This window comes from Qipengyuania rhodophyticola (genome assembly GCF_042493225.1).
Classification (GTDB): Bacteria; Pseudomonadota; Alphaproteobacteria; order Sphingomonadales; family Sphingomonadaceae; genus Erythrobacter.
In genome coordinates, this window is sequence record NZ_CP170454.1 from 2345282 (window position 1) to 2357195 (window position 11914).

The 11914-nt window shown below is 55.6% G+C and carries 9 protein-coding genes; 5 read left to right on the plus strand and 4 right to left on the minus strand.

All coding sequences use genetic code 11. From position 1 onward, the window contains the following. Positions 1-30: 30 nt before the first annotated feature. Together ACFCXQ_RS11235 and ACFCXQ_RS11240 are read right to left on the minus strand one after the other, a co-directional pair. Positions 31-2547, minus strand: a complete 2517-nt coding sequence (locus ACFCXQ_RS11235; RefSeq protein ID WP_379550616.1) for a penicillin-binding protein 1A — start codon at positions 2545-2547, stop codon at positions 31-33. Positions 2548-2636: 89 nt separating this feature from the next. Beyond that, entirely contained in the window at positions 2637-3527 is an 891-nt protein-coding gene (locus tag ACFCXQ_RS11240) for an N-acetylmuramoyl-L-alanine amidase family protein (RefSeq protein WP_379550618.1), read from the minus strand. A gap of 429 nt (positions 3528-3956) precedes the next feature. Here ACFCXQ_RS11240 and ACFCXQ_RS11245 point away from each other — a divergent pair, with 429 nt between their 5' ends. After that, the gene (locus ACFCXQ_RS11245; RefSeq protein ID WP_379550620.1) at positions 3957-6647 is read left to right on the plus strand and encodes an Rne/Rng family ribonuclease; all 2691 of its coding nucleotides are present in this window, start codon (positions 3957-3959) and stop codon (positions 6645-6647) included. A 103-nt stretch (positions 6648-6750) separates the two neighbouring features. On the opposite strand, the gene ACFCXQ_RS11250 is transcribed toward ACFCXQ_RS11245, so the two are convergent. Continuing rightward, positions 6751-7386 (minus strand): class I SAM-dependent methyltransferase, encoded by a 636-nt coding sequence (locus ACFCXQ_RS11250; protein ID WP_379550622.1) that lies wholly within the window; start codon positions 7384-7386, stop codon positions 6751-6753. Between the two features lie 154 nt (positions 7387-7540). Here ACFCXQ_RS11250 and ACFCXQ_RS11255 point away from each other — a divergent pair, with 154 nt between their 5' ends. Next, positions 7541-8554 carry a D-alanine--D-alanine ligase family protein gene (locus ACFCXQ_RS11255; protein ID WP_379550624.1) on the plus strand — a complete coding sequence of 338 codons (1014 nt, stop codon included), beginning with the start codon at positions 7541-7543 and terminating at the stop codon, positions 8552-8554. A gap of 14 nt (positions 8555-8568) precedes the next feature. Here ACFCXQ_RS11255 and ACFCXQ_RS11260 read toward each other — a convergent pair whose 3' ends face one another. Next, complete coding sequence (locus tag ACFCXQ_RS11260; RefSeq protein ID WP_379550626.1) at positions 8569-9294, minus strand: SDR family NAD(P)-dependent oxidoreductase; 726 nt, start codon at positions 9292-9294, stop codon at positions 8569-8571. 236 nt (positions 9295-9530) lie between these two features. Between ACFCXQ_RS11260 and ACFCXQ_RS11265 the strand changes: the two genes are divergently transcribed. The 3 genes from ACFCXQ_RS11265 to zapE are packed head-to-tail and all read left to right on the plus strand — an operon-like array spanning position 9531 to position 11912. Further along, positions 9531-10313: a succinate dehydrogenase iron-sulfur subunit gene (locus tag ACFCXQ_RS11265; protein WP_379550628.1), complete on the plus strand. Its 783-nt coding sequence runs from the start codon at positions 9531-9533 to the stop codon at positions 10311-10313. A gap of 34 nt (positions 10314-10347) precedes the next feature. Beyond that, positions 10348-10803: a PaaI family thioesterase gene (locus ACFCXQ_RS11270; RefSeq protein ID WP_379550629.1), complete on the plus strand. Its 456-nt coding sequence runs from the start codon at positions 10348-10350 to the stop codon at positions 10801-10803. After that, the gene (gene zapE, locus ACFCXQ_RS11275; RefSeq protein ID WP_379550631.1) at positions 10800-11912 is read left to right on the plus strand and encodes a cell division protein ZapE; all 1113 of its coding nucleotides are present in this window, start codon (positions 10800-10802) and stop codon (positions 11910-11912) included. The genes ACFCXQ_RS11270 and zapE overlap by 4 nt, the downstream gene beginning before the upstream one ends. Positions 11913-11914: the final 2 nt, after the last annotated feature.

Genomic DNA, 11914 nt, shown 5'->3' on the forward strand with positions numbered 1-11914 from the left:
AGGAATGTAAAGCCGCAGGCGCGCGCAGCGTCAATAAATGCCGCCTTGATCCTCAACAAAGTCGGACGGCTCATCGCTTCGCCCCTGACCCAATCCAGCACCTTCCTGAAGCGCGCGACCTGCACGAATTTGTTCAATGATCTGCTCGCGCATTGCTTTGATCTCATCTGCTCGCGTCGAGCGCGGCGGCACCGTATCTGGCTTAAACGCCTCCCAAATCACCGAAGCATCCGGCCCATCAGACGGCGTGCCATCAAACACGCGTTTACCCGTTCGCCGATCAACTTTGACCATTCGTACACCCGATGGCGCAACAAATTGATCGCCATCCCAGCGTCCTTTTGAGGCGCGGACAAAATCGAGGAACATCGGTGCAGCTGTATTCCCGCCCTGCACCCATCCGCCCAGATTACGCGGCGTGTCGTGGCCCAAATACATGCCAGCAACAATTTGCGGCGAACCGCCCACGAACCACGCATTGGTCGGGCCAGAGGTAGTACCGGTCTTGCCGAACAGCGGAATGTCCAGAGCACGAAGACGCGTTGCGGTGCCGCGCGTGATAACGCCTTGCATCATATGAACGGTCTGGAACGCAGTACGAGCGTCCATAACTTGCTCGCCGCGGGCCCCGAAACGCGGCATTGGCTGCCCGTCCCACTCATCCATATTGCAGCGGTCACAATTACGATTGTCTGAGCGCCAAATCACCTTGCCGCGCCGATCTTGAATGTAATCAATTACACTTGGTTCGATCTTCTTGCCGTGATTGACCAGAGCCGAGTATGCGCTGACCATCTTCTCAACCGTGGTGTCGCCAGCGCCAAGTGCGAAGGCCGGGAATGGCTCATAGCTGCCAATACCAACACGCTCGAACGTATCGATTACGTTCTCCATGCCCGAATCCATCGCGATGTGAACCGTCATCAGGTTGCGGGATTGTTCCAGCCCCCAGCGCATAGTGTGCGTGCCTCCGCCGCGTCCGCCGCCGAAGTTGGTAAAACACTTCTCCCCGAGCCGCGAACCCTGATAGTAGCAGAACTGTTCGTCGGGCACTTCGCTGGCCGGGGTTAGGCCGTGATCGAGACCGGTTGAATAGACGAAAGGCTTGATCGTCGAACCCGGCTGACGCTGCGCCTGAGTGGCGCGGTTGAATGCACCAAGCCTGCTGTCAAAGCCGCCCTGCATTGCAAGGATACGTCCGGTTTGGGGGTTCTGAGCGAGAAACCCTCCTGACACTTCCGGGACAACGCCAATACTGTAGCCAGACGCGGACTTGCGCACTGCAATCACATCTCCAACGTCGAGAATATCGGGCACTCTGCCAAGACGATGGGTTTCACCATTAGTAAGTCCGACCGTTGCGCTTGATCCGCTTTTCTCGGTCACAACTGCGATCACCAGATCTTCGTAATTGATGCTGAGGTTGGACGAACGCAATTGGCTGATGAGATCGCCATTGTCTGGATTAACCGTCGCCAAGGCTCCAGCGAAGCCGCGAGTGCCATGATAGCGTGACAAGCCTTTACGCAAAGCATCACGCGCGGCTTCCTGAAGCTCCATATCCAGAGAGGTGCGAATCCACAGTCCGCCAGCATAGACGCTATTAGGGCCGTCCTCGGCCGTCTCTCCATATAAATCAATCAATTGCCGCCGAACCTCTTCGAGGAAATATCCCGCATCGGCCGAACGTGTACTACGCTGAGTAACAAGGCCCAGAGACATCGCTTTAGCTGCGGATGCTTCTTGCTCGCTCACAAAATCGTTTGCGACCATTTGATCGAGCACGAAATTGCGGCGCGTTAGCGCGAGTTCTTCATTCTGCGATCGGCCATAGCGTTCCGGCGCTTTGGGCAGGATCGCCAGAAATGCAATCTGGTGCAATTCAAGTTCGCCAACGTCTCGGTCAAAATACGCTCGCGATGCGGCCTGAACGCCAAAGCTGCGCCGGCCCAACGGAATTTCGTTGAGATAAAGTTCGAGGATCTGTTCCTTCTCCAGAACACTCTCAATCCGCCGCGCAAGGATCATCTCCTTTAACTTGCGCGTGACCGAATATTCGTCACCCAAAAGCAAGTTCTTGGCGACTTGCTGCGTAATAGTAGACCCGCCAACCGCACGCTCGCCCGAGCCAAGCTTTGTGACATAATCAAACACCGCATTGGCTGTGCCTGTCAGGTCGACGCCGCCGTGGCTGAAGAAGGTCTTATCCTCTGCCGAAAGATAGGCGTTGATAAGCGGCTGCGGAAAATCGGTAAACTGCAATTGGACGCGCCGCTCACGCGCATAGGAATGGACGATCTCGCCATCCGTTCCGCGGACCACCGTGGGCAGAGGCGTTTCGTAATCAACCAAGCCTGAGGCATCGGGCAATCCGCGCGCCAAAGCGGCCCAGGCGAGCACCAGAACCGCTAGTATGATTGCCAGCCCTATTACAAGCAAACGAAACCGAGGGCGGCTATCCATCCGATCGCGCAGCCAGCCCCACGCTCCGCTTGCATCACGGCGGATACGATAACGAAACCGTTCGATGGTGGATTGCTCAGTCATTACCTGCCTTGAATCGATACTTTTGGCATCTCTAGCACGAGGGATTGTGCATTCGCCACATGCAAAACTGTGTTAGCTGTGGCCATCGCTCATGAACCAGCGCTTGCAGGATCACTCTCGCGCGGGTTGCGCGCAAAATAAACACGGATTGCTTGCGCCATTGCTTCTGCAAATTGTTGCTGCCCCCTCGCCGATGTGAGCGAGCGAGCCTCCGCCTCATTGGTGATAAAGCCGCTCTCATAAAGCACTGAGGGCACATCCGGCGCGCGCAGCACCTTGAGCGCGGCAGAGCGTTGTGCTTCCGGGTGGAAGCGGATTGTGCCGCGCCCTTCCCGCTCAATTAGCCGAGCAAACTCACTTGATTGCTCCTGTGTGCGCCGCTGCGACAGCTCGACCAAAATTGCGCTGACATTGTCGTCTTCCTGCGTAATGAGCCGGCCGTTCACACGGTCCGCATTGTTGACGCGCGTGGCGAAGCGCTGAGCTGCTTCGCTCGATGCCTCATCTGACAGAACGTAAATGCTAGCGCCCGCAATCTGCTCGCGCTCGCCAGCAGAATCGGCGTGAATCGACAGAAACAGATCTGCATCAAGCCTGCGCGCAATGTCATAGCGCTCCTGATGCAGAAGGTAACGATCATCCGAACGCGTTAAGGCAACGCGGGCGGTTTGCGTCTCAACAAGCCGGTCGCGCAGAGCCTTGGCTAAGTCCAGCACAAGAGTTTTTTCCTGAACACCCTGCCCACTTGCGCCGGGATCTTTGCCGCCATGCCCTGGGTCGATCACAATGAGCGGAAGCGCGCCTTCGCCTGCTCCAGCAATCTCGGGCAAAGCGACGGTCCCAGTGAGGGGTAGAGAAATCCGCGAAGCATATACACCGGACCAGCCTGGTATCGGTATTTTAAGGCCACCAAGGCTAAGCGCGCCTAGGAAAAGCGCGATCACCGCAGACGGCAAGAAAGGCCCGAAACGCATCAACATCAGATTACTGGTTAAAAGGATCGGTGGCAGATGCGCAATAAGGTTGCTGAATGATACCCACGGTGCTAGCTCCTTAAAAATCGGAAGGACGCGGTCGTTAACGATCCTAAGCGGACACTTCCTTATAGTATTCAGATCGCTTTATTTTGAAGAATGCGGTCGTCGAGAGGTTGATGCAGACAACAAACCCCATTTCCCCGCGCGGTTCCTCACAAGCAGCTGCTTGTGATTTTGGATCGCGCGGTGGCGATGCGTCAAATGGACGCAAGGTTTGCTCTGCAGTCACAGAATTCCGGGCACGCGGCCATAGGCTTGCTTTTGCCCGGCACACTAGAACGCGCAGCAACACCACACGCTGCGTTACTCACACAAATATGCGCATTCAGTTTGGGGCCAATGGCCCTCCTCTGAGCGCTTGGAGAATTATACATGGCAACGCGCATGCTAATCGATGCGCGTCACTCGGAAGAAACCCGGGTGGCGGTAGTAAAGAACAACCGGATTGAGGAATTAGATTTCGAATCTGCTGAACACAAGCAGATCAAAGGCAACATCTACCTAGCGAAAGTCACACGGGTCGAGCCGAGTTTGCAGGCCGCTTTTGTCGACTTCGGCGGCAATCGCCACGGCTTCCTCGCCTTTAGCGAAATCCATCCTGATTATTACCAAATACCCAAGGATGACCGCGATGCCCTGCTCGAAGCAGAGGCCGAGGCGGCTGAGGAAGAAGCGCGTTTGCGCGCTGAAGAAGAAGACCGGGGCGAATTGCCCGGCGAGGAATATGACGCCGACGATGAAAGCTCTGAAGGTCTTGCAGAAGAGATCGCGGAAGACGGACTCGAAGAGATCGATACCTCTGAGAAAGACAACGTCGCGACCATTGAGGAAGGCCACGTTGAGGGCGATGAAGACGGCGATGACGCTTCCGATGATGATGCTGACGATGATGAAGCCGACAACGAAGATGAAGACAATGACAGTGAAGATAGCGACGCAGATGGCGGTAAGCCCAAGCGTCGTCGTGGGCGTGGCCGCCGCAAGCAAGGCAAGGGCCGCTCGCGCGCCAAGGAAGTAGACGAAGCCCGTGCCAAGCGGATGGCGCTCCGTCGGCGTTACAAAATTCAGGACGTTATTCAGCGCCGTCAGGTTCTGCTTGTTCAAGTGGTCAAGGAAGAGCGCGGTAATAAGGGCGCTGCCCTCACCTCCTATCTGAGCCTAGCTGGCCGCTACACCGTCTTGATGCCCAACAGTAGCCATGGCGGCGGCATTAGCCGCAAGATCAATTCCGTGACGGATCGCAAGCGTCTTAAGCAGGTTATTTCTGACCTTAAGCTACCTAAGACAATGGGTCTTATTGTGCGCACCGCTGGTCTTTCGCGCACAAAGACCGAGATCAAGCGCGACTTTGATTATCTCGCGCGTCTCTGGGACGAGATTCGCGAAAAGACGCTTAGCTCTAGTGCTCCCAACCTCATTCATTCCGATTCCGATCTGATCAAGCGGGCGATCCGCGACATTTACAATCGTGAGATTGAGGAAGTCGTGGTCGAGGGCGAAAATGGATATAAATCAGCCAAGGCTTTCATGAAGCTACTGATGCCCAGCCATGCGCGCCGCGTGAAGGCTTATTCAGACCCGGTTCCGCTGTTCCAGCGATATGGCGCAGAGGATCAGCTCAAGGCCCTATATGACCCGATGGTTCAGCTGAAATCTGGCGGCTATCTGGTAATCAACCCGACTGAGGCACTTGTCTCAATTGATATCAACTCGGGCCGCTCCACCAAGGGCCACGGGATTGAGCAAACCGCTCTCAGCACAAACCTCGAAGCGGCCAAAGAGATCGCGCGGCAATTGCGCCTGCGCGATATGGCTGGCCTCGTTGTGATCGACTTCATCGACATGGAGCGTCACGGCAATATTCGAAAAGTCGAGCGCGCTATGAAAGACGCGCTGAAGAATGACCGCGCGCGCATTCAGGTTGGACGTATTTCAAGCTTTGGCCTCATGGAAATGAGCCGCCAGCGGCTCCGTACGGGTGTGCTCGAAGCGAGCACTCGTGAGTGCCCGCATTGCGACGGCACTGGCCTTGTGCGCACCGCATCCAGCGCTGGCCTATCCGCGCTTCGTCTGATCGAGGAGGAGGCGGCAAAGGGCAAAGGTTCCGTCATTCGCCTGTCTGCAAGCACTGAAGCCAGCATCTACATGCTGAACAGCAAGCGTGCGGACCTGCAAGAGATTGAAGACCGTTACTCAGTGACGGTCGAAGTGGTTCCGGAAGGCGAAGATGAAGGCGCCAAGATGACCGTGTCCAGCACTGGTCCGCGCCCAACGAATGCACCTAAGTTCGATCCGATCGTCGACGATGAGGAAGACGAAGAAGATCTGCCAATCGCGGATGAGGACGATGAGGACGGCTCGCAGAAGAAGCGTCGCAGGCGCCGCCGCGGCGGTCGTGGTCGCAACAAGAATCGCGATGAGAACCCCGGTGATGATGCGTCCAATGACGATGGTGACCGCGATGAAAACGGCGATCGTTCAGAGAATGACGAAAGTAATGACGAGGAAAAGCCCAAGAAGCGCCGTAGGCGCGGTGGGCGTGGCCGTCGTGGTGGCAGAGGCCGCAACGAGGACAGAGGCGTAGAAGTATCTGCTGATGGCACGGATGCTGGCGAGGTTGCTGAGGCAGCTCCCGAAGCGTCAGAAAGCCCAGCCCCAGAAGCCTCTTCGGAAACTGACGCCGAAGAAGCAACCAAGCCGAAGAAGGCACGTGCTCCTCGTCGCAAGAAAAAGGTAGAGGATGCGCCTGAAGCTGACAGCGCAGCAGACGCTGTTTCTACCGAGGAAGCGGCACCCGAGAAACCGAAGCGCAAGCGGGCTGCAGCGAAGAAACCTGCTGATGATGGCAAGGAGAGCACGCCAGCCAAGGCCACAAAAGCCGCACCTCGTACTCGTAAGAAGAAGGTGGATGACGAAGCACTTGTTGAGGAAAAACCCACCAAAGCAAAAAGCAGAGCTAAGAAGCCTGCCGCTGAAACTGAATCGGCCGATGCTCCGACTGCTGATCCCGCGCCAGAAGGCAAACCACGCCGTGGTTGGTGGCAACGCACATTTGGTGAGTAGTCTCGGCTAAATCATAAAAGGGGGCTGGCACCGTCATACGGCGCTGGCCCTTTTTTCATCTGGCGCAGCGACGCCGACACCAATCTGCGAGGCAACTGAAGCACTAGAAACCAGCTTTGCGAGCGATTCCCCACTCCATCCAACCCATTGGCTTGGGTGTCTTCGCAAGGTAGCTTTGACCGAGTGGCTCAACGTCAAACCCCGCGCCGCGCAAGGCGCTACTGATGGGTCGGGTCAAATGACACCCGCCGGCCAGCGGACGCCAGATCGGCTCAATCCGATCTTGCCACTTCGCTACAGAGTGATCCGGGGCTCTGCCATGTTCCAAAAATAGCAGCTGCCCGCCTGGCTTCAATATTCGCCGCATCTCACGCATGACTTGTGCTGGATCATCAACCGAGCACAATGTGTAGGTGCACACAACACTATCAAATGTACCATCGGCGAACGGGATATCCTCCCCCACACCTGATTTGATATCGACATCCCAGCCATTGACTTGTGCGGCCTCTCGCGCACCATCAAGCAGCTTCTCATGGGGGTCTATCCCAGAAAACTGCGAGATGTTTGCCTTATCATAAAACTGCTGATTTAGGCCCCCGCCGCAGCCAAGTTCGAACACTTTGCCGCTCGCCAAAGGGACGATTTGCGAGCGCCGCTTTAGGATGGCGCCCTGGCTACAAGCGCAGGTGACAAGGCGCGGCATAATGTGCGCGTCGTATAACGAACGGAGCCCCATACCCTCTCCCAAGTGGCTCGAATGCTTCAAAAGCTAACTTAACACTCCGAAAGAGCAAGAAAAATTTCTGCGCGGCGGCTAAGCCAAAAGCCGCTGGTCGCCAGCTCGGTTTGTGATTAAAGGCCGTCAACCCGTGCAACTAAAGGATCACGTCATGGCACAATCCGTCTCTCCCTTGCGGATTCCACAAGAGGCGAAAGACCGAATTCGAGTGTTGTTCATGGCGAAACATGCGATGTGGGGCGGCGGTATGCATCCTGAAGATGGCAACCATGCCATTTATCATCACGAGGTCCGCACAAGTTTGGAAAAGCTTGGTCTCAATCTCGACTTTGCTGATAGCTACGATGTCTTATTCAATAATCCAGACACGGATTTCGTCTTCCCGCTGCTGAACCGAGGCGGCTTCGTCAACTCAGAGATGATGATCCCATTGCTGTGCAATATGCACCGCATCCCTTATCTGGGCGCGATGCCGTTCTTACGCGGTTTGGGCGATGACAAATCAGTTTCGAAGCTAGTCTGCGATCATGCGGGCGTCCCCACCGCCCCTTGGAATTGCTATAGGCGCGGCGCGCCCGTGCTCGAGCAAGATCTGCCGCCATCCTCCGAAGGTCGCTGGGTTATCAAGCCCAATGCATCGTCGGCTAGTTGGGGCATTTCTGACGCGCATGATTTCACCGGCGTTGCCAATGCGATCGCAAATATTCACGGTCAGGGACATGACGCGATCGTCGAGCCATATCTCGATGGCTACGATATCCAATGCGCTTTCGTGACCATTAATGATGTGCCGACTGCCCTGCCCATGCTTTGGTATGAGCGCGAGGACACGCAGCGCCTTTGGACATATTACGAAAAGCGCGACCTGGTTCAAAACACTGAGAAGGCTGCGCTGAAGCGGTTTGAGGATGCTGAACTAGCGCCAAAGATTCAGGCGATGGCCGAGAAGGTCGCTCTCGAGTTTCTGCCATTCGACTATGGCCGCATCGAATTCCGGCTCGATTTCAAAACCGGCGATATCAACTTCATCGAAATCAATCTGAACTGCAATCTGTGGTCAGAAAAGGTGGTTGCGAAATCAGCTGCTGAGGCTGGGCTCAGCCATACGGATCTGCTCGAGACACTTCTAGCGGAGGCGTTTCGACGTAACGCTCTTATTTCCTGAGTGAGGCCTGCTGCTCAGGCAGGTATTACGTCACCTTTCCAATCAAACACTTTACCAGTGTCACTCGCCGTTAGGCTATCCAGCACTGATAGAAGATTTGTAGCGGCCTGCGCGGGCTCGGTGAGTTGTCCATCAGCCAGGCCAGTCTGAAATGGCTTCGATAAGTTGCTATCTACCGTGCCAGGGTGAAGCCCTGCCACAACTGCATGCTTGTGCGTCCGTGAAAGCTCAATAGCGAAGTTCCTGATCAGCATGTTGAGCGCCGCTTTGCTCGCACGGTAGCTGTGCCAACCGCCGAGACTGTTGTCTGAAATTGAGCCAACCCTTGCTGATAGGGCCGCGAACAAACAACGCTTGTCGCGCGGCAGCAGCGGGAGCATGTGTTTGGCTATCAAGGCGGGACCAATGGTGTTGAGGCGAAAGACCTCCTCCATCACATTCGGGTTAAGCTTGCGATAAGTGCGCTCAGGTCCTGACCCATCGACTAAGGTCAACACACCTGTGGTCACCAAAACCACCTCGGGCGGCGTCTCGCGCATGATGCTCGCAGCATTTGCAATCGAGGCTTCATCGGTAAGATCAAAGGAGAATGACGTGACAGCGTCTGAGTCGAAACCCGCGCCACTGCGCGACCCGGCAAAGACGTGCGCGCCGCGCTCTGCCAGCGCATCGGTAAGCGCTAAGCCAATCCCGCCCGAGGCTCCAAAAACTGCGGCAACTAGCTTGTATGGTGTGCTCATTACGCCGTTCTATACGTTCGCGCCGCTCGCGAAGCTCACAAAATCGCAAAACTCGTTGAGAATTTTGCCAAAGGCGCTGTGGATCAACTGCGCGTGCTCTTGCAACATATTGATCTTATTTGATTAGGTCTAATGTAGCGCCATTCTGCCCGCGCACTTTTCTGATACCCTCCCCCTTGTGCCCACGGACAGCGGCGTTAATGCTTATTCGCAGAAATTCGATTATAGGATCGGTCATGGCTACCTTCACTCTTCCGAAAAATTCCAAGATCCGCGGCAAAGGCCAAGTGCATAAGGCTGAGAATGCGAGCCGGGTGAAGAAGTTCAAGATCTATCGGTACGATCCCGATACGGGCGAGAACCCGCGTTATGATCGGTTTGAAATCGATCTTGATGATTGCGGGCCAATGGTCCTTGATGCACTTTTCAAGATTAAGAATGAGGTCGATCCAACACTCACCTTCCGCCGCTCATGCCGCGAGGGTATTTGCGGATCTTGCTCAATGAATGTGAACGGCAAGAACGCACTTGCCTGCACCACTGCGATTGAAGACCTCAAAGGTGAGGTCCAAATCACTCCGCTACCGCATATGGACGTGATCAAAGATCTTGTTCCAGACTTCACTCATTTCTACGCGCAATACGCATCAATCCGCCCTTGGCTGCAAACTGTCACGCCAACACCTAGCGGCAAAGAGCGGCTTCAGACGCCAGAACAGCGTGAGCAGCTCGATGGCCTCTACGAGTGTATTCTGTGCGCATGCTGTTCAACCGCATGCCCGTCATATTGGTGGAACCAGGACAAATTCCTCGGCCCAGCCATCTTGCTCCAGGCCTATCGCTGGCTCGCGGATAGCCGTGATGAAATGACCGGTGAGCGGCTCGATCAGCTAGAAGATCCCTTCCGGCTTTATCGCTGCCATACAATCATGAACTGCGCGAATGTGTGCCCCAAGGGCCTCTCGCCCGCCAAGGCAATTGCCGAGACCAAAAAGATGATGGCGGAACGGCATATCTGATCACGCGCTGATTGCATTGCGATAGGCCAGACCCATGGCGCTCACCGACGACGTTTTCGACCATCTGCCCGATTCGGATAATCCGGGTTGGAACCATTGGAACCTGAAAGACGATACGCTCTTCAATGGCGCGGTAATGGGCAAGCTCATTACGCGCCGTGAAAGCGAGTTCTGCCGGCTACGCATGTTTCCAGAGCGCAAACATGAGAACTTGCAGGGCATCATTCACGGGGCAGTTACCCAATCCCTCATCGATATCGCGTTATTCACCACCATGCACACCGTGGGCACCGGCAATGCAGGCCCTTCGGTCACGCTTGAAATCTCAACTCAGTTCATCGGCGGCGGAGACCCTAAACGCCCACTTGATGCGGTCGCCGAGATTATGCGCGAAACGGGCAAGCTGGCCTTTCTACGCGGGGTCGTTGAGCAGGACGATGATCAGGTCGCAGCATTCTCTGGCATCGTTCGCAAATTTACACCGCGATGAGCGGCGTTCTCGCCCGTTATGAACAATTGGTCTCCACCGGAGAACTAAGAGCTGATCCCGACCAACGCAGAGCTGCTGAACGGCTCAATAACCTTCAGAAAGAACTGGAAGCCGAGACCTCCGGCGGACTGCTCGCCCAGCTTTTCGGTCCTAAGACCGTGCGACCTCAAGGTGTCTATCTGTGGGGCGGCGTCGGACGAGGCAAGTCCATGCTTATGGATTTGTTCGTCGAGACGCTCAGCATATCAGAGAAACGCCGCGTCCACTTTCATCAATTCATGCTCGAAGTCGATAAACGGATGAAGGCTCACCGCGAAAGCGACCCTGGCGATCCTGTGCCTAAGGTCGCAGCAGATATTGCCAAGGATGTCCGATGCCTCGCGTTTGACGAGATGGTTGTTACCAACACCGCTGATGCCGCAATCATGAGCAGGCTTTTCACCGCCTTAGTCCGCGAACAAAATGTGAGTGTCGTGACAACGAGCAATCGTCCACCGCAAGATCTCTACAAAGACGGGCTCAACCGCTCACTGTTCCTGCCCTTTATCGACCTTGTTTTAGAAGAACTCGATGTGCTCCCGCTCGACGGTCCGGTCGATTATCGTCTCGATCGGCTCGGCGATATCGACAGCTGGCATTTCCCCTTGGGTGACGCGGCGACGGCGCAGGTGCGCGAAGCCTTCTTCCGCCTCACTGATTTTGCGCCGGAAGATGCCGAGCATGTTCCAAGCGGCGAGCTTGAGCTTGGCGGTGGGCGAGAACTTCACGTTCCTAAAAGTCTCAAGGGTGTTGGTGTGTTTAGCTTCAAGCGACTTTGCGGCGAAAATCGCGGCGCGGCAGACTATCTGGCGATTGCGCAGGCTTATCACACCGTGATCCTCGTGGGCATACCTGCGATGAATCCAGAGATGCGCAATGAGGCTATCCGCTTTACCAAGCTGATTGATGCACTTTATGAGATGCGCGTAAAGCTGTTCGCAACCGCGCAAACCGAGCCTGAGGGCCTTTATAGCAGCGGTGATGGGAGCTTTGAATTTGACCGCACCGTTAGCCGCCTCAAAGAAATGCAGAGTGCGGATTACATGGCCCTTGGCCACGGCCTGTCATAGTA